Source organism: Methylobacterium sp. 285MFTsu5.1 (genome assembly GCF_000383455.1).
In the GTDB taxonomy this organism is placed as follows: domain Bacteria; phylum Pseudomonadota; class Alphaproteobacteria; order Rhizobiales; family Beijerinckiaceae; genus Methylobacterium.
In genome coordinates this window covers 50,889-67,939 of record NZ_KB911288.1, presented here as the reverse complement: position 1 = coordinate 67,939, position 17,051 = coordinate 50,889, and the positions used below count along the sequence as shown (strand labels likewise).

Here is a 17,051-nt window from a genome sequence, read left to right as displayed (position 1 = left end):
CGGGTGAGCGCGTATTCATTTGGGGCCACAGTCTTAATCGAACGGATTTGGATGCAAATAAATGAACGGATCTGTGGCGCCCGAAGCAGATATTCTGCTCCCTTCTCCCGGTAAGATGCCGACCAAGAACGTCTTTCTTAAACTCGAGAGTGGCGCTTTGCGCCGGCGCGGAGGCTCTTGATTTATCATCTTAGTCGTCGGTACTGTCTATAGCCTTCGCCACAAAAAGCAAGAGCGCTAATGAAGTTCTTGTTCTGCACGTTCCGATCATTGACCTGTACCCGCCGGGGGCCGGAAGGGATATCGGCGCGGCCGGATGACGGCGTGCGCTCCGATAGATCTGCGACGCCGAAGCTGACCGGCGGGAATCCACGCCACGTTGCCGACTCGCAAGCTACCCAACCCAGGCGTTCGGAGAGCGGTCGTTGCCTGCCGAAAGCCGCCACTTATCGATCGTCCAGCAACCTCGGATTGAAGGCGCGGTTGGCATACCACTAAGGAATCCCATTCGCCCCGTGGTCTCGGTAGCCGGATCGAGCGAGAAGGCGATCATGATAGGCCGAGACGGCGGGATAGCTCGGGCGCTCCATTGGCGTCATGCGCCAACGGTTTACGGACAAGCCGAGTACGACATCCGCCAACGTGAAGGCTCCTCCGGTCACATAAGCTCCGGTTGAGGAGAGACGGTGGTCAAGGATCCCCATATTCGCGTTCCAGGCCTCGACCCCCGCCACTATCCGGTCTGGATCGGCGTAGGCCGGATCACGACGAACGAGGCCGAGGAAAGCCGTCCGCCAAGACGCGTTCAACTCGGTCGCTTGCCAGTCCATCCATTGTTCAACCAGAGCGCGTCCACGCGGGTCAGCAGGGAGCAGATCCGTCCGAGCGGCGCTCGCAGCGAGGTAGCGGCAGATCGTATTTGACTCCCACAAGGCACCTGCCGCGTCTTCAATCACGGGCACGAGGCCGTTCGGGTTGCGAGCCAGAAATTCCGGGGTATCCGTTGCTTGGAAGCCGCTGCCGTAGTCCTGGCGATCGTAATCCAATCCGATCTCGGCACAGGTCCAAAGCACCTTGCGAACATTGATCGAGCTGGCCTTGCCGAGAATGCGGATCATGGGAGCGGGTTAGCCAACGCTGGAATGATGAAGAGACGACCACAGAGGGCGTGGTTGCATCTTCCACCCGCGGAGTTAACCGCCCTTGTCTCAAGTGCGCAAAGCGGATGCAGCGAGCGACCTCGAGAGGATCTCGAGCGATGTCCACGGCTACGCCCGCTTCGATGCGTCCACAATCCAGATGCGGTCGGGCAGGGAACCATTCATCTGAGACGTTGGGGAGAGCCATGCGCGGCGGCAGAAGCTGGCCGAAAGATGCCGGTCTGCTCCGGAGTGAAACTGCAGGAAAAGCCGACACCTCCTGTTGCGCGTCGTCAGAACACCGCGTGGTCGCCGCGCTCGGCGACCGCCTCGCCACGGACCACGCGCGCATAGTAGTCGAAGAGCGTCTCCGATCCCGTCGAGGGAGTGGCCTGGGCATCGTATCGCCCGGTCGCCGGGTCCAGGACGAGCATGGACTCCGTCGCGTAGTAGCGCCCGATCCGCGCGAGTTCGGCCTTGGCGGCCAGGGCCGGCACCCATCGGCCCATCGTCGTCAGAACGGCGACGATCGCGTCCAGCAGCACGACCGGAATGTGCGTGAAGCGCGGTTCGCGCCCCAGAAGGGCGAAGAGCCGCTCGCCCTGCGCGCGCGGCGTGATCGCCTCGCCCGGGCCGCCGATCGGCAGAACGCGATTGCGGCGGTCCCCATCGTCGAGGCAGTCCGCGAGATAGCGGCCAAGGTCGTCGTCGCTGATCGGCTTGCAGGCCGTCAAGGTCCCGTCCCCGAACACCAGAAATGGCTTGCCGCGTTTCACGCGTTCGATCTGTCCCGAGAGCGATTTGAAGAAGGCGGTGGGCCGAACGATCGTGTAGTCGAGCCCCGATGCGATCAGCTCTGCCTCGAAGGCGCGCTTGGCGTGCTGAAAAGCGAGGATCGGCTTCTGGACGCAGATCGCCGACAGAAGCACGACATGCGTGACGCCGGCCGTCAGACCCGCGTGCAAGGCCTCGACCTGCGCGCCGTAATCGATCGCCCAGGCATCGTCGGGCAGCCCCGTGCGCGAGGCGAGGCACGACACCAGGGCGTCGAAGCGTTCGCCGCGGACACCGTCGCGCGCCAGCGACACCGTGTCGGTCAGATCCACGATGCGCGCGGTAGCGCCTGACGGGATCGCGGTTTCGGCAGGGCGCCTGACGAGGCAGACGACCTCGTGGCCGCGCGAGACCAGTGCCCGAACCGTTGCCCGGCCGATTGTGCCGGTCGCTCCCAGGAAGAGGACACGGCGCGGCCTCACACCGTCCGGTCGATCCGCTTTCATGATCGCTTCATCACGACGTTCAACCATCCTAGCGCGACGGCGGCGCTTGCGCTGCCCCGTCGAACGGCGAAAGCGAAGATACGACGGGATCCGCAGAATGATCCGCGTCAATCTTGACGTTCAGCTGCGCGAGACCGCCTGTCCAGTGTCGACCCTTGGCCTGAGGTGGCTTCCGCTCTCCACCCCAAGCCGTCGCGAAACCGGACGGTGCGCACCCTGTAAGTGCGCAACCGGCAGTTCGCTCACTTGCGTCGCGCAACGCGGGGTGCGCAACGCGAACTTGCCGGCGCCCTCCCTGACGAGCCCGCGCTACGCCGCAGGAAGGTGGCGGGTGGGTTCGGCACGCGCCAGCGGGGCAGTTCCAGCGCGCCTTCGAGGAACCGTCGGCCGCGGACAGGACGCCGGCGCAGGCCGGGAGCGGGGTGGCGAAGAAGGCCGAGAATCTGGCCAAGCGGATGCCGGACGCCGGATGCCGGGCGCAGCGGCGCAGAAGGTGGTGGCCGGCGGTGAGACCGGCGAGGCGGAGAGCGTCACGATTTCCGGACAGTGGGGTGCAGATCCCCGACGACGTCGCCGACAGCCTGCAGGGCTGATCGTTAGCCGCGCCCCTTGGCCGCGAACCCCAGACCGGCCGTCTCGAGAACGGTCTCTTCGTCTCGCGATCGGCTTCGAGCCGGTCAACGCGAGGGCGATTCGAACGGCACCACCGTGGCCATAGGCTGAACGATTCCGGTCGTCGCTACACTGACCGGTCGACCAAATGTCTGTGCCCAACTCAACTGAATGACGCTGATTCTTTCTTGTCCGACAGATCGTCTCCGAGATATCTCACTACGTCGACGTTTAGAGAAGCCGATCCAGCGCACGACCGGATGCGCGCACTTGTCGCGTGAACCAAGCGATTGCCCGATTTGATACCGAACGCGGGTCGAGCACTTGCACTTTTGTCTCACGATACACATGGAATGCGGCTCCCTCCGGCAGCAGTGAGGGGCCACTGCAGAATTCAGCCGGACGAGCTGGATCTATATTTCGACACGATGATCCTCGATGTCGGCCAGATGATAATTCAGTAATAATTTACCTATCGATGATGATATAACATTGTCTGCTTGAGCTGAAATCGCAGCCAATGCGCGGGCATGCAACTAAATAACGTTCCCGCGGTGATACATTCGAGCGCGAATGGTGGTCTCGCACAGGCGAAATGCTCGACGGTCCCGCGACGAACTCTCCATTTCTGGACCAGCGAGACGCCTGCTCCGATCAGTCACCCTCGGGGTGCACCGGGATGCGCACCGCCGTTGCTGCCCCCCTCGATAGCGCTGTCGCCGAGGGAACAGGCTGCGGGTGAGGTCAGGCTGACCGGTTTTTATCGCTGCGGGCTGATCCCAGCGTTTGCCGATCGGCCGCGTTTCGGTCACCGACGGCGACACCGGGGTGATCTGCCGGACCCGCATCCGCCGTCGGACTGGAAGCGTGCCGAGTGCGCCAGTGGCGTCGAGACCGGCCGGAAATGGAGAAGCCCGTGGCGCCCACGGCAGCGCTCACGCGGGCTGTCTGCGCGATCGAGGGCGACATCCCGCGCAAGGGCGACGAGATCGACCAGCTTCCCGGAAGCAGGGACTACGACCGGACCGTGATCGACACGGGCTCCGGCGAGCGCTTACTCTGCCGCGAGGTCGAGGCCGCGGGCTGGCGAGCGGCGCGCGGGTGATGGACGCGCCCGTCCCTGAACTTCCCTCGACATGAACCGTTCCTGTGCCACAGCAATCGCAGGGACGACTTCATGACTCGCACGCTCGCGGCGCTCGCAGGAGCCTTGTCCATCGCCCTGGCCGCGCCGGTCTCAGCGCAAACGGTGACAGGCGGCGCTGGAAACACCGGGGTCGCCCCGCCGGCGACAACCGGAGGTGCCGGCCCGGGTGCCCGGGATCTTGGACCGAGCCCGGTCACCCGTGGAAATGAGGCCAACCCGAGCAACTCGTCGATCCCGGGCACGACGCCGGGCGTCAACATTGGCGGCACCCCCACGAGTGGGCCGCCCGGCACTGGCGGCACGTCGGGCGGCCCGTCCCTCGGTCGGTAAGTCCGCTCGGCCCCGCCCCGATCTGCTCACGGGGCGGGGGAGCGCCTGATCTCACCAGCGTGTGAGCCGAGCCGATACGCAACGCGGCCCGGCGGCAGGTTCGCGGCCGGCGGTTACCGGGCGGTATCCCGTGCACCGAAAGCAAGTTTTAAGATTACCGTTCTATATGTCTGACATCGCATTGCGTTCCGATGTTGACCATGACCCTCGCGCTGTTGGCCGTCCTGATTGCCGGGGCGCTGTGTCTCGGAATGATCTCCGCGTTCCTGCCGTTTCAGCGTCCGCGCGAGGAGATCGAGTTGGCAGAGTTCACCGACGACGAATTCTTCGACATCGGCGGCCCGATCATCGATTTGCAGGCGACGCGCTAAGGGCGCTCGACACGGACTCGCCATTCATCGGTCGGCGGGGCATCGAGAGGCGCGCCACGGCGCGCCGGGCAGGTCAAAGCGAGAGGTGCTTCGTGGACCCCCAGCCATTCACCATCGACACCGAGGCCCAGGCTCAGACGTACCTGACCGATCTCCTCAACAATCCGAAGAACCGGTCGATGAGCGAGATCGCGAGGCACTGCGCCCTGCGGGTCCGCAACCCGAAGATCAAGGCGTTCTTTCTGACCGAGGGCGCGAAGATGCTCGCCGAGATGAAAGCCTAGGGGCGAGACAGGAAAGCTCCGACCGGCGAACCGGATGGCCCGTCCGGATTCGAGCCCCGGCGGGCGTGCAGCGGCAGCGAGAACGTCCCGCGCGGCGGTGCCGTCGGGGCTGAAGGCGGTAGCCTCGAGGGCATGCCGAGGCCCGGTCGACGCGTGGGCAGGCGGGACGGTTTAAGCCTCCGACGAGGACGGCGCCCGGCCTCCGTCCAGGCTGACCTGACCGGCCGCCTTCGGACCGAGCTGATCGAGAGGATCTGCCAGGACCGGAGGAGCCGGACAGGCGGCGCGGTCGGACGACGCGCGCGGAGCAGGGCGCGCCGAAGCTGCACCAGATCGAGGTGCAGACAGCCCGGGGCAAGAACTTGGCGCTTGCGTGCGAGGAAGCGGAGATCTCTGAGCAGAGTGCCTCACGCTGGCGCAAGGCGTACGCCGGTCTCCGAGTCGATCAGGCTCGGAAGATGAAGGATCCAGACCGCGAGAAGGCTCGGCCGCGGCGGCTCGTGGCCGATCTGACCTTGAAGAAGCAGATGTTGGCGGACGTGGCGGCCGGAGCCTCGTAGCATCCGAGCGACGCCGCTAGGCGGTTGCAGATATCCGGGAGAGGTACGGTCTTCCGGAACGCCACGCCTGCCGGACCGTCGACCAGCGCCGCGGCACGCGACGCGATGTGCCCTCCGTGTCGGCCGAAGAGGACGCGTTGACCCCTGCCATCATCACCCTGGCATCCGAGTGCGGGCGCTGCGGCTGCTGCCGTGTCACCGCACTGCTGCGAGCGGATTGCTGGCAAGCGGGCCAGGATCGGGTTCGGCGCATCGGGCGTCGCGAAAGGCTCGAGGTTCCGCAGAATCCCTTTGACCAGGGAGGGCGTGACGACCGCGCGTCGCGACGGCCGGGAGATCGGCGCTGACACAGGCAACGCCCCGGGCTTCGAGGACCTCGCGTGGGCCCCGGGCCTCGCCGACCGCCGGCTCGGGATGCGCGGCCCGATTGTCCAAGAAAGCCTCGCTTGGCAGACGGGAAGGCCGTTGACGATAGATGACGATCATAATAGATTATGGGCGTCATATCAAACCGTCGAGGGCCCGCGGGGGAGCCGGCGATGGATGCGGACTGGTCATCGTACGCACCGGCTTGGCCGGCCCGGATTTCCGTGACCCTGAAGCCAGCCTTGGTCCAGGCCTCCGAGGTCGCGCCGGCCGCGGGGATGGTCGAGGGTAGCGGCGCCGAGATCGAGGGCCTTGAGCAGTTCGGAGGCCCCATCGGCGTGACCATCGTCGACGCCAACATCCAGGTCTCGGATGGCCGGCCGGGGCTCCTGTCCAATACCCCCGAAGCCGGACGAGGGGGCCCGACCTCCCGAGTCCGCTCCTCGGGCATCGCGTAGCCGGCCGCCGAAGCTGTCACGGACGAGGAAGCCCTCATGGACATCAGGACGCGCCGACTGCTGACGGCCCCTCTCCTGCCGACGCTGGCCCGGATGGCCGTGCCGAATGTCGCGGTCATGGTCGTCCAGACCTCCATCGGCCTGATCGAGACCTACTTCGTCGCCGAGCTCGGCACCGACGCCCTCGCCGGAATGGCGCTCGTCTTCCCGGTGGTCATGCTCGTCCAGATGCTGTCCGCGGGCGGCATGGGCGGCGGCATCCAGTCGGCGGTCTCGCGCACCCTGGGCGGCGGTCGGCAGGACGCGGCGGGTCTGCTCGCGTGGCACGCCGCCGCCATCGGCCTCGGCCTCGGTGCGGTGACCAGCCTGCTCGCCTTGACCCTGGGACCGCGCCTCTACGCGGCGATGGGCGGTACGGGTGCCTCGCTCCGGGCCGCGACGGCCTACGCGACCGTCGTGTTCGGCGCGGCGATCCTGATCTGGCTGTTCAACGCGCTGGCGGCGGTGATCCGCGGGACCGGCAACATGGCGCTCCCGGCCGGCGTCACCTGCGCCGGGGCCGTCCTGCTGATCCCGCTCTCGCCCGCGCTGATCTTCGGGTGGGGGCCGTTCCCCCGCCTCGGGGTCGTGGGCGGCGGTGTCGCCTTCGCCGCCTACTACGCCGTCGGCGCCACCGTCTTCGCCGCCTACATCTGGTCCGGCCGAGGTGTCCTGCGCCCGAGCCCTCGCCCGCCGAGGCTGACCTGGGCGCCGTCCCGCGAGATCCTGCACGTCGGCCTGCTCTCCGGCATCGCCAGCATGACCTCCAACGTCACCGTCATCGCCGCGACCGGCTTCGTCGGGACGGCGGGACCGGCGGCGGTGGCGGGATACGGGACCGGCGCGAGGCTTGAGTACCTGCTGGTCCCCCTGGTGTTCGGGCTCGGCTCGCCGATCGCCGCCCTCGTCGGGACCGCCCTCGGGGCCGGGATGCACGCACGCGCCCGTCAGGCCGCGCTGACCGGCGCCCTCGTGGCGGGTGTCCTGACGGAGGCCATCGGCCTCACGGCCGCCCTCCATCCTGCCGGGTGGCTCGGCCTGTTCGGGCACGATCCGGCGATGCTCGCCACCGGCTCGACCTACCTGCGCGTCGTCGGACCGTTCTACGGATTCTTCGGGGCCGGCCTCGCCCTCTACTTCGCGGCCCAGGGGGCCGGGCGTGTCGGCTGGCCGCTCGCCGCGAGCGTCCTTCGGATGGCCGTGGCCCTGGGGGGAGCCTGGATCGCGGCGAGGCTCGGGTTGGGCTTGGTCGGGATGTTCGTCGCCCTCTCGGCCGGCTTCGTTGCCATGGGCCTCGTCAACGCGGTCGCCTTCGCGACCGGCCGGATGTTCCTGGCGGAGCCCGCGCCGAGCACATCCCCGGTTCCGCCGGGCCTGACGGCGGCCGCCAATTCGGGACGCTGAGACGAGGCCTGCGACGCGGACGAGGCCGATGGGTGCCGGCGCCTCCGAGGCGAACGGCGTCCGCGTCCCGGGGCCGCATCTCATTCGGGATGAGCGGGGCGCCCGCCCATCTCGAGGCGACGGTGCTGGGAGCACCCGAGGAGCAGTTCGGCAGGATCCTCGAACCGACCGACCCGCGCTCGCGATCCATGACGGAGATCGCCGATGAATCCTCCGAGACCCTGGACCGGATTGGCGAGGCCCTCGGATCTGGCTTGCTTTCAAAAATGATGACCATAATTTATATTGGATCGCAGCGGGCAAGGTGCCGCGTGGATCGGAGGGCGATATGAGCAAGGGCAGCATCAAGACCGCGGTGGTCACAGGCGCTTCGTCCGGCATCGGGCTGGAAACGGCGAAGGCCCTTCAGGCTGCGGGCTACCGCGTATTCGGGACCAGCCGGAGGGCGTCTCTGGCCGTGGACGGCGGGATGGCCACCATCGTCTGTGACGTCACCGATGAGAGATCGGTCACTGAGATGGTCGAGACCGTCTTCGGCGAGACGGGGAGGATCGACCTCCTCGTGAACAACGCCGGCTTCGGCATCAGCGGCGCGGCCGAGGAATCGTCGGTCTCGCAGGCTCAGGCCATGTTCGACGTGAACCTGTTCGGCGTCATCCGGACGACCCGCGCCGTGCTTCCCCTGATGCGCGCGCAGAAGGGTGGCCGGATCGTCAACGTCAGCTCTGTCCAGGGCCTGATCCCGGCCCCCTACATGGCGCTCTACGGCGCCAGCAAGCACGCCGTCGAAGGCTACTCCGAGTCGCTGGACCACGAGGTTCGTGGGCAAGGGATCCGGATCGTGCTCGTCGAGCCCGCCTTCACCCGGACGGCCTTCGACCGGAACCTCGTGCGCCCCGACGCGCCGCTCGGCATCTACGAGGCGGAGCGCGCCGGTCGGGACCGGTTCCTGAGCGAGGTCATGAAGTCCGCCGATGCGCCCGAGGTCGTGGCGAAGGTCATCGTCGAAGCCGCCACCGCGACGAGCCCGAAGCGCCGTTACACGGCGGGCCCCAAGGCGAGGCAGGTCAGCCTGCTGCGCCGCTTCGTGCCGGCCACCGCCTTCGACAAGAGCTTCCGCAAGGAGATGCGCCTCCCGCAGGTCCCGTGATCACGAGTCCGGAGAGGTCGCGGATCCGGCGCGTGTCGGCATGCAGGGTTTGAGATCGGCCGGACGCCAGCGCCGTCGATCCTGACCCTCCGCGCCGCGTCGCGCGATGGCGAGTTTGGGCAGCGCGGAAGGGAGTTCTCACCAGGCACACCGACAGCACCCGCAGCTTCGCACCGCTTCGTCGACGTGTGGCGGAATGATCCGATCTGGCCAAGGCAGGGCGAAGCCTGGACGGCCGCGCCTACCTGCGGGCGCTGAAAGTCGGGGAGGCGCGCCTCCGCCGCCGGCCGCGCTGCTGGGGATCCAAGTCGATCGCCTCGTCAGAGAGCTCGGCGGCCTCCGCGAAGCGCCGAGACGGTCGGGTTCGAGGCCATGGGCTTCGGCGCCCCTTCGCCGCCAAGAATGCACCGACCGAGAACAGACCGTGGGTGGCTCTGGTGGCCCATAGTGCCCACGTGCACCGCGCGTTCCGCCTTTGCTCGCGGACCGACCAGCGATCGTTCCAGGACAGAGCCTTGTTGCCCAAAGGCTTGAATGGTCGGAGTGGCGGGATTCGAACCCACGACCCCTAGTCCCCCAGAACTCGGTGCGATCTGAATAAAGCTTATCCTGCCAGGACTTTACCTTACTTCCGCGCCCGGCGTGGGTGGGAAACGTGGTTGTTCTTTGCGATCTGGGCCTCTTCCATCGCTTCGACGCCGGTCCGGATATCCTCGACCAGAACGTGGGCGTAGCGCATCGTCGTCTCGATGCGGGAGTGGCCGAGCTGCTTCTGGGTGAGCTTGAGGTTCCCGGTCGCCCGGACGAGCCGCGTGCCCATGGTGTGCCGAGTGTCGTGCCGCCGGAACCCCTCCGCGATCCCGGCATCGCGGACGTGCCGCCGCCAGTGCGACTTGAACCCGTTGTCGGTGATCGGATGTCGCTTCGGTTCGAGCGGCTTGCCGTCCGGCCCCTTGCCCGGGCGCGCCTCGGCGTAGGTGAACACGTGTGTCGGGTGGTGGCCGACGGCCTCATCGATGATCGCGAGCTGCCGCGGGGTGAGCGGCATCGTGTAGAACCGGGCCTGCCCGTCCTTGCCCTTGTTCTTGATGCGGACGAGCATGCTGAGCCGGTCGACCTGGGCCCAGGTCAGCAGCGCGCCCTGGGCGCGGCAACCGGTGGCGATCATGAACCGGAAGAGCCGGCCGTAATCGGGGCCGAGCGCCTCAATGATCCGCTTCTCCTCGTCGACGCTGGCCTCGCGGATGCGCTCCTCGGGCTCACGCAGCCGGAAGTCGCCCCACTTCGGCGACATCACCGGGTAGCCCCAGACCTCCCGGGCGCGCAGGAAGAGCTTGCGGAGCGGGTCGACCGCGTACCTGTTCACCGTCGCGTTCTGGACCGTGTCGCTGGGGATCTCGCGCAGCCGGCGCGAGTCCTTGTCCCGCACGACCCGGATCCCGCGCCGACGCGCAACCATCTGGGCGATCTTCTGGCCGGTGATTTCGGTGAGCAGGGTGTCCTCGCCGAAATGGTCCATGATCCACTCCAGGGACCGCCACGTCGTCGCCGGGACAGCATGGTGCTTGCCGACCTCTTCCCAGTAGAGCGCGACCACCACCGCCATCGTCGGCGGCTCCTTCCCGCCCCACTCCTGACGCTGTTTCTTGACCGCCGCCCGATTCGCCTTGGCTTCGGCCTTCAGCTGCTTTTCGGTGAGCTGCGCGGCACGCCGCTCAGTCTGGCGCGTAGAGAGGCGATATCGGTCACCTTCGATCCAAAACTCGCACCAGTAGGCCGACGCGTCGGGACGCTTATAGACGGACATTCCGAACGCCTCTCGTCGTAGAGGTAATCGAGCAGGTCGCTGAGCAGGAATCGGCGGAGCTTCCGCTTCTCCCCGGTCCCCCGCAACACGTATTTAATTCGGCCCAGGTCGACCTCGCGGCGGAGGGTCTTCTGGTCCATCTCCAAGGCGAAGGCGGTCTCCTGGAGGGTGAGGGTCGTGCGCCCGTCGAAGGCCGCAGCGAGGCGGCTCGGCACCGGCAGACGTTCCGTCATGGCTGCTCCCCTCCCCGCTCCTTCAGCCTTGCTTCGTCGAAATCAGCCAATGCCTGACGGCCAGCGTCAGTGATGCGGACGGCGCGCGACTCGCGCGGCGCCATCTCGGCCCAGCCGCAGCTCACCAGCCGCGGAATGAGGGTGTCCCCGTTCCAGGGGATCAGCTTCACGTATGCGAGCTCGAGGAGCGGCACGAAGAAGGGGCCGCGGTCGATGCGCTGGAGCAGCTGCACGTGCTCATCCTGAATGACCACGAAGGTCTCACCGGCTGCCACGGATGGGACTATGGCCGCCGTCGAGATGGTCGAAGGCTGACCCGGATCATCAGCAGCCTCCCGAGCCTGGCCGGGGTGAAGGCCTGGGCCAGCGGCAGCGATGACCGCGGTTTCAACCCGTACCCAGATCGCCTTCACGTCCGCGGGCAGGCTGTCCCACGGCTCCACGTCGCGCGTGCTGGCGTGGGCGAAGCGGGCCTCGTAGGCGATGCGGCCGGGGTCTCGGGTCATCGTCCACCTCCACAATTCAAGCCTGCGCAACCGAGCTGCTGGAAGCTGTGACTGGCATCGCTCGCGGCGGTCGCATTAGTGCTCCAACGCACCTCGGGAGCCCATAGCGAGGAGTAGGCCGAATACTCAAGCGAGGGAGTATTCCGATGAGTACAATCGATCTTCGCCGATCCAATTCGCGCATTTTTATGGGCTTTTTGGGGTCCTGCGTTTTCGTTGCGGTGGCTCTGTGGCTGGTTCTGGTTCGACCCAATGTTGGCGCTGATACTATAATCCCTGGCAGCTTCCGAGATTACGAGATGCGCACCGGCGCAGTGTTCTTCGGGCTTTGCGCGGTCATGTGGGGGCTGAAGCTGTTCCAGTCCGATCCCGTCATTTCTGTCGGTCCGCAAGGCATCTATGACCGTCGTCTCTCGACGGACTGGATCCCCTGGGAGGTGATCCGTGCCATCAAGCCGGCGCAGTTCTGGATGAGCAGCTACTACCGCCTGGAGATCGATCCCGAAGCTTCTGCGCGCATCCAGTGGACGAGACGAGCTCGCTTCGCGTCCTGGCTGAACAGCATGTTCGGACGGCGCTTCCGGATCAGTGGTGCCGAACTGAGCGGCGGCTTCCCTGCACTGGCAGAAGCGATCGGGCGCAGTCGGCCGAACCGCTGAGAAGTGGCTGACCCTCTTGTCCTGGGCGTAGACGCGGCGGGTCATCGAGAGCCCTCCTTCCAGAGCATCGGCTGAGCGTGATCAGGGATGCGCGAGCGGCCCCGCGCCATCGGATGGATCGGTGAGCCGTCGGCGGTCAGCCCGAAGCAGTGGACGTCGGGCCATGGCGCTTCGCCGGTGGTGATCTCCTCGAGGGTGAGTGAGTCGGTCATGGCTTGGACGTCCGACCCGCGCGGCCTACGATCTGATGCGCGAAGACCGATGGAGCTGTGATTGACGAACCTAGGAGCGCTCGACCGTGCGAAGGCCGAGATCGACGGCGCGTTCGCGCGAGCACGGGAAGAGGTATCGGCGTCCACCACGGCGCTGGAGGAGGCGAACCAGCGCACCTTTGCCGTCAGGTTCGTACTCACGACGGCACTCGCGAGCCGCCGGTGGTTCCGGTTCGACCGCAAGGCGTTTGAAGCTGCAATCGCCGAGGCGATCAAGGCGACACCGAACGAAGGGCCGAAAGCCGTCTGGCACGAGGTGCTGAAGACCGAGTCGCAGCGCGTTTTTGAGATGAACCCGTAGGCCCAGCGCATCACGCGGCCCCCCGCGTCGCAGCGGCCTCGCGGCGCACGGCTTCCTCAAGCGCCTCGGTGGCGGCACGCTGGGCGGCGCGATCAGCCATGACGCACCTCGCCAAAGCTGGGCTGGCGGAGGACGGCGGCGAGGAGCTTGCGCTTCATGCCGCCGCTCCCTCACCGAGCGCCGCGCGGGGCTGCGTTACCCTCGTCCGCGTCGACCACCGCCCGATCTCGGCGTAATCAGCCCCGCGCAGGATGTGCCACGCCCCGCGGTGGCCGCCCCGATGGTCATGCTCAGACCGATGTGAGACGCGGGAGCGGAGAGCACTATGGCGCGTGACGGATCTGATAGTGCGTGGCGGGCGGCGGAGGTTGAGAAGAAGGCCGCAGAGCTGCTGTCGCAGGCAGCTCTCCTGCACCGCGAGTTGGCCGGGCTCGGCGGACCCACAGCGCGGGAGTCGGATGAAGTCGCCGAAGCCAATGAGCGGACCGAAGCGGTGCGTTCGGTCCTGATAGCGCTCCTGAGCACGCTCGGTCCGCGAGCGATCAACCGACAGGCGTTCCAGGAAGCGGTGCGCAAGGTTGCCGCGGGTGTGCCGGACAAGGGTCCGCAGGCCGTCCGGCACGCGGTGATCTTTGAGGAAGCGCGCCGCGTGCTCGGCGTGAGGGCGTAGGTCCCGCGACAGGGTATGAGGGTGTGGCGCGTTCATGCCGCCACCCCTTCGCCCCTCGCCGGGGCGCGCCGCTTCGTGCCGCGGTGCCGCTGGGCCCAGATCCGGACGTCGTCGTAGGTCGCCGCGTGAAGGACGCGCCACGCGTGCCGGAGCTGGTCGAGGTTGAGGTGGGCGAGAAGCCCCTCCTGGTCGGGCAGCTCCAGATGGTCGGCGAGGAAGGCGCGGACGCGGGATGCGGCCAGGACCTGCTCGTTCGGCGGCACCTGCCGGACGAGCGGCACCACTACCTGGAGGCGCAGCAGGGCGCGGGCGTTCACCGTCGCCTGCCCGGCCGGCAGCCCGACGCAACCGCCGTCCTTGCTCTGGTGCGCCCATGATGCGGGGCACACCGGGCAGGCCCAGACCCACGCGTCGGCGATCTCGGGGTCGTGCGCGTCGACATCGCGGCCGTCGACGAGGGCGCACTCGGTGCCGCAGTCGGCGCAGAAGATGGTCGCCATGATCAGGCGGCCTCCTCAGCGGCCGGCGCGAAGCCGGGAAAATCGTCGTCGGCAGCGACGTCTGCGCCGGCCGCGATCCGCTGCAGCTCGTCAGCGATGCCGTCGAGGGCGCGATCAGCGCGCGGGTCGAGGTCCGCACGGAAGGCCCGCAGGGCGTCGCTGCCCTTGGCGGCCTCGGCCCGGGCGTCGGCGTAAAGGCGATCGCGTCCGCTGGGCTGGCGCCAGCCTTCCGGACCGCCCCCGTCTGACGGCGGAGCGAGCCGCTGCTGCTCCGGTGCCGGCCTGCGCTCCTCGGCCAGCGGCTTGACCGTGAACGGCTTGCGGCTCGCCCGGGTGACCGTGAGCGCCATCGTCACCGCCGAGGAGATCCCCGACATGTGGCTGATCCGGATCCCGCCGACGGCCGCGCCGCCGAACTGCACGGCGTCGTCCCGGTAGAGCGTCATCCGCCGGCCGGCGTAGGCGGCGCCGTCCTGGCCCCAGATCCGCAGGAGCACGCGGCGCATCGACTTGCCGGGCTTGTACGGCTTGCCGCCGTCCCCCTCGAAATGGATGGCGATCGGCTGGTCGCCGTCCTTTCTGACGACGCTGGTCACCGTGATGGTGCGCGGGCCTCCGATCAGGTCGTCGGCATTCAGTTGGTCACTTTTCGGGGCACACGTCTGCGAGATGTCGATCACGCCATGATCTCCCGTTCGATGCGCTGGGTCGGGACGCGGCCGAAGAGGCTCTCCACCTCGCGGTAGCGGCTCATCGCGTCGCGGAGGCGCTGCTCGAAGTCGCCGGCGGCGGAGATGATCGCAGCCTGGATCGCGTCGTCCGGGTAGGAGCGGATCACCGCGAGCGGCAGGCCGCCGGAATACGAGACGAGGTCACACCAGAGCCGCTCGGAGACGAGGAGGCCGGTCTGGATCTGGAGCGCGTAATCGGCCGGGATCGTGCCCTCGGGCACGTGCACCAGGAACGTCTCGACCTGGTACTTCTGCCGGCGCGACTTGCACTCCACGAGGCCGTTGGTGCCGACCAGCGCGTCCGGCGAGTAGCCGAGCGTGAAGCCCCAGCGGTCGTTGGTGATGAAGCCGACGGTCTCGGTCTCGGCGTAGTGCCGCGCGTAGAGGGTGAGCGCCTCGACCTCGTCGTCCCGGCCGCGCAGCATGTCGTCGCTGACGTACCGCGGCTCGACGAACCCGGTGATCCGCTGGGCGAGCAGCTCGTAGAGGTGTGCCCGCTCCTTCTCGTTCTTTGCCGCCTTGAGGGTCGGCGTGAGGATCAGCGACATCTCGCTGGCGGTGAGCATGCCGCAGCGGGCAGCGATCCACTCGTCGGTGCCCTGGAAGAGGTCGGCGTGGATCCGAACCGTGGACGGGCGCGAGGGGGCGTCGGGGGCGAGCAGGGCCATGGCAGTCACGCCTCCGCCGCCGCGGCATGCCCGGCGACGCCGAGCCCGGCGTTGATGGCGGCGGCGAGCATCTCGGCCCGCTCGCTGTCGAGGCCCGGGGAGCCGGCCGGGAGCAGCAGCGCGAACACCGTCCCGTCGGCGTCGGCGAGGCCGCGCAGGGTGCTCTCGCAGGCGCGGACCGGGGCCCGGATGCCGAGGAAGATCGCGCGCTGGGCGGGCGTGACGGCGCGGGGCTCGCGCATCTCGAAGGGGAGCACGGAGCGGGTCATCACGGCCTCGGTGTGGGTGAAGGGCGGGAGGGTCACAGGCGCCTCCCGACAGCCCGGAGCCGCGTGCGCGCGTCGGCGAGCACGGTGACGTCGTCGCGCCCGTCGAGGTCGACGCGGGTCTCGGCGGTGAAGAGCGCGACGCCGGCGGCCATGCTGGCGGCCGTGGCCTTCTCCAGCGCATCCTCCAGGATGAGCTCGACGACCGCGCGCGGCTGGTCGAGGCCGGTGCGCGCGAGGAGGACCTGCAGCTCGCCGACTTGGCTCTCGAGGGCGCGCAGGACGGCGTAGAGGTCGGCGCTGTTGCGCTCGGCCATCTCGTGGGCTGCGACGTGCCGCGGCAGCGAGTGGGCGATCTCGCTATAGGTCGGCAGACCGAGCAGCGCGGCTCGCTCGTCGACCGCCGCGATGAAGACCTCCTGATTGAAGGTCAGAGGCTGGGTCGCGCTCAACGGACGCCTCCATCCTGCAGGTTGCCGACGAGGGCGCGGTCCGCACGGAAGGCGACGAGCTGCTCACGCATGTCGGCGATCCAGGCGCTGTCCTCGCCGCCGCACCTGCCGAACGAGCCGAGGTGGCCGTGGTCGAAGGCGCGCAGGAAGCTGGCGACGGCGTCGGCCAGGGCCGCGCCGCTCGGGAAGGCGACGGGCTCCAGCGCGTCGAGGCTCTCGGCCGGCAGGGCGTGCCGGTGCGCTTCACGGAAGGCGTTCACAGCAGGGCTCCGGTCGGCGACCGGACAGCGGCCGGCGCGAGGGACAGGTCGAGGCGGGTGTCGCGGGCCGGCGGCTCGGTGCGGCCCAGCTCGCGGTTGGTCTCGACGCGGGCGGCGACCCAGCGGCGGGCGTGGTCCTCGACGTCGGCGATCGCCGCGTTGAGGGCCGGGCTCTGGCTCGGGCGGAACCGGGGGTCGGGCAGGCTCGCCCGGCCGGCATCGCAGCGGGCGGCGAAGCGGGCGAGGCTGGCAGCGCGCGCCTTGGCGGAGTGGGTCGCCATGGTCAGCGGGCCGCCCGGTAGGCGCGGACGTGATCGACGACGAAGCCGGGCACGAACGGGCCGAGGCCGAGAGCCATGAAGCTCAGGACGCAGCCGACGATCTGGGCGGCGGCCGAGGCGTGCTGGAGATTGTCGAGGTAGGCGGTGAGCATCTGGGGCTCCATCGGCTCGGTGAGCGGCGATGGAGATAGTGCATCACATACACATTCCGGGGTCAATCCAGAAAATGCATCCGATGCATACTTTGTCGCGAGCGCTGCCCTCCACAGCCATCCACAGGCCAAGCACCTGAAGAGTCGGCTGTA

At 68.0% G+C, this 17,051-nt stretch carries 23 protein-coding genes and 3 pseudogenes; 11 read left to right on the top strand and 15 right to left on the bottom strand.

All coding sequences use genetic code 11. The features are described from left to right. Positions 1-494: 494 nt before the first annotated feature. The 3 genes and pseudogenes from H288_RS34175 to H288_RS36035 form a co-directional block, all read right to left on the bottom strand. Complete coding sequence (locus H288_RS34175) at positions 495-1,118, bottom strand: glutathione S-transferase (RefSeq protein ID WP_081636526.1); 624 nt, start codon at positions 1,116-1,118, stop codon at positions 495-497. Between the two features lie 314 nt (positions 1,119-1,432). Then, positions 1,433-2,419, bottom strand: coding sequence for an NAD(P)H-binding protein (locus H288_RS0123495; protein ID WP_026605224.1), 987 nt, complete (start codon positions 2,417-2,419; stop codon positions 1,433-1,435). Between the two features lie 296 nt (positions 2,420-2,715). After that, positions 2,716-2,816 (bottom strand): annotated as a pseudogene (locus tag H288_RS36035) (peptidase S24); the annotation flags it as partial. Here H288_RS36035 and H288_RS36030 point away from each other — a divergent pair. From H288_RS36030 to H288_RS0123450, 8 genes and pseudogenes are all read left to right on the top strand, one after another. Continuing rightward, positions 2,809-3,012, top strand: a pseudogene (locus H288_RS36030) (hypothetical protein); the annotation flags it as partial. The pseudogenes H288_RS36035 and H288_RS36030 overlap by 8 nt on opposite strands. 935 nt (positions 3,013-3,947) lie before the next feature. Next, positions 3,948-4,136, top strand: a complete 189-nt coding sequence (locus tag H288_RS0123485; RefSeq protein WP_245274567.1) for a nuclease — start codon at positions 3,948-3,950, stop codon at positions 4,134-4,136. A gap of 572 nt (positions 4,137-4,708) precedes the next feature. Then, on the top strand, positions 4,709-4,879 hold the full coding sequence (locus H288_RS35715) for a hypothetical protein (protein ID WP_170855082.1): 171 nt from the start codon (positions 4,709-4,711) through the stop codon (positions 4,877-4,879). A gap of 92 nt (positions 4,880-4,971) precedes the next feature. Further along, positions 4,972-5,163 (top strand): hypothetical protein, encoded by a 192-nt coding sequence (locus H288_RS0123475; RefSeq protein ID WP_020095026.1) that lies wholly within the window; start codon positions 4,972-4,974, stop codon positions 5,161-5,163. Positions 5,164-5,417: 254 nt separating this feature from the next. Beyond that, positions 5,418-6,004: pseudogene (locus H288_RS36025) on the top strand (IS3 family transposase); the annotation flags it as partial. A 309-nt stretch (positions 6,005-6,313) separates the two neighbouring features. Further along, on the top strand, positions 6,314-6,547 hold the full coding sequence (locus tag H288_RS32755) for a hypothetical protein (RefSeq protein WP_158684234.1): 234 nt from the start codon (positions 6,314-6,316) through the stop codon (positions 6,545-6,547). 36 nt (positions 6,548-6,583) lie between these two features. Then, positions 6,584-7,990, top strand: coding sequence for an MATE family efflux transporter (locus H288_RS0123460; protein ID WP_020095023.1), 1,407 nt, complete (start codon positions 6,584-6,586; stop codon positions 7,988-7,990). A gap of 328 nt (positions 7,991-8,318) precedes the next feature. Then, complete coding sequence (locus H288_RS0123450; protein ID WP_020095021.1) at positions 8,319-9,140, top strand: oxidoreductase; 822 nt, start codon at positions 8,319-8,321, stop codon at positions 9,138-9,140. 625 nt (positions 9,141-9,765) lie between these two features. Here H288_RS0123450 and H288_RS0123445 read toward each other — a convergent pair. The 3 genes from H288_RS0123445 to H288_RS0123435 form a co-directional block, all read right to left on the bottom strand. After that, on the bottom strand, positions 9,766-10,746 hold the full coding sequence (locus tag H288_RS0123445; protein WP_020095020.1) for a site-specific integrase: 981 nt from the start codon (positions 10,744-10,746) through the stop codon (positions 9,766-9,768). A gap of 74 nt (positions 10,747-10,820) precedes the next feature. Then, on the bottom strand, positions 10,821-11,180 hold the full coding sequence (locus H288_RS0123440; RefSeq protein WP_020095019.1) for a hypothetical protein: 360 nt from the start codon (positions 11,178-11,180) through the stop codon (positions 10,821-10,823). After that, the gene (locus H288_RS0123435) at positions 11,177-11,686 is read right to left on the bottom strand and encodes a hypothetical protein (RefSeq protein ID WP_020095018.1); all 510 of its coding nucleotides are present in this window, start codon (positions 11,684-11,686) and stop codon (positions 11,177-11,179) included. Before H288_RS0123435 ends, H288_RS0123440 begins: the two co-directional genes overlap by 4 nt. 146 nt (positions 11,687-11,832) lie before the next feature. On the opposite strand from H288_RS0123435, the gene H288_RS0123430 reads away from it, so the two are divergent. Next, a complete protein-coding gene (locus tag H288_RS0123430) occupies positions 11,833-12,345 on the top strand; it encodes a hypothetical protein (RefSeq protein ID WP_245274566.1) in 513 nt (170 codons plus the stop codon). 41 nt (positions 12,346-12,386) lie between these two features. Here H288_RS0123430 and H288_RS35230 read toward each other — a convergent pair whose 3' ends face one another. Continuing rightward, on the bottom strand, positions 12,387-12,557 hold the full coding sequence (locus H288_RS35230; protein ID WP_020095016.1) for a hypothetical protein: 171 nt from the start codon (positions 12,555-12,557) through the stop codon (positions 12,387-12,389). 61 nt (positions 12,558-12,618) lie between these two features. Here H288_RS35230 and H288_RS32750 point away from each other — a divergent pair, with 61 nt between their 5' ends. Further along, positions 12,619-12,918, top strand: a complete 300-nt coding sequence (locus H288_RS32750) for a hypothetical protein (protein ID WP_020095015.1) — start codon at positions 12,619-12,621, stop codon at positions 12,916-12,918. A gap of 325 nt (positions 12,919-13,243) precedes the next feature. Further along, positions 13,244-13,588: a hypothetical protein gene (locus H288_RS32745; protein ID WP_020095013.1), complete on the top strand. Its 345-nt coding sequence runs from the start codon at positions 13,244-13,246 to the stop codon at positions 13,586-13,588. A 32-nt stretch (positions 13,589-13,620) separates the two neighbouring features. On the opposite strand, the gene H288_RS0123405 is transcribed toward H288_RS32745, so the two are convergent. From H288_RS0123405 to H288_RS35225, 8 genes are read right to left on the bottom strand one after another with little or no spacing between them, the layout of a single operon-like run. Then, positions 13,621-14,088 (bottom strand): hypothetical protein, encoded by a 468-nt coding sequence (locus H288_RS0123405; RefSeq protein WP_020095012.1) that lies wholly within the window; start codon positions 14,086-14,088, stop codon positions 13,621-13,623. A gap of 2 nt (positions 14,089-14,090) precedes the next feature. Next, positions 14,091-14,768, bottom strand: a complete 678-nt coding sequence (locus tag H288_RS0123400; protein WP_020095011.1) for a hypothetical protein — start codon at positions 14,766-14,768, stop codon at positions 14,091-14,093. Then, positions 14,765-15,487 carry a YqaJ viral recombinase family protein gene (locus H288_RS0123395; RefSeq protein WP_020095010.1) on the bottom strand — a complete coding sequence of 241 codons (723 nt, stop codon included), beginning with the start codon at positions 15,485-15,487 and terminating at the stop codon, positions 14,765-14,767. Before H288_RS0123395 ends, H288_RS0123400 begins: the two co-directional genes overlap by 4 nt. A gap of 5 nt (positions 15,488-15,492) precedes the next feature. Further along, positions 15,493-15,792 carry a hypothetical protein gene (locus H288_RS0123390; protein WP_020095009.1) on the bottom strand — a complete coding sequence of 100 codons (300 nt, stop codon included), beginning with the start codon at positions 15,790-15,792 and terminating at the stop codon, positions 15,493-15,495. Then, a complete protein-coding gene (locus tag H288_RS0123385; RefSeq protein ID WP_020095008.1) occupies positions 15,789-16,205 on the bottom strand; it encodes a hypothetical protein in 417 nt (138 codons plus the stop codon). Before H288_RS0123385 ends, H288_RS0123390 begins: the two co-directional genes overlap by 4 nt. After that, positions 16,202-16,465 carry a hypothetical protein gene (locus H288_RS0123380; RefSeq protein WP_020095007.1) on the bottom strand — a complete coding sequence of 88 codons (264 nt, stop codon included), beginning with the start codon at positions 16,463-16,465 and terminating at the stop codon, positions 16,202-16,204. The genes H288_RS0123385 and H288_RS0123380 overlap by 4 nt, the downstream gene beginning before the upstream one ends. Continuing rightward, positions 16,462-16,746 (bottom strand): hypothetical protein, encoded by a 285-nt coding sequence (locus H288_RS0123375; protein WP_020095006.1) that lies wholly within the window; start codon positions 16,744-16,746, stop codon positions 16,462-16,464. Before H288_RS0123375 ends, H288_RS0123380 begins: the two co-directional genes overlap by 4 nt. A gap of 2 nt (positions 16,747-16,748) precedes the next feature. Then, positions 16,749-16,898, bottom strand: a complete 150-nt coding sequence (locus H288_RS35225) for a hypothetical protein (protein WP_158684233.1) — start codon at positions 16,896-16,898, stop codon at positions 16,749-16,751. Between the last annotated feature and the right edge of the window lie 153 nt (positions 16,899-17,051).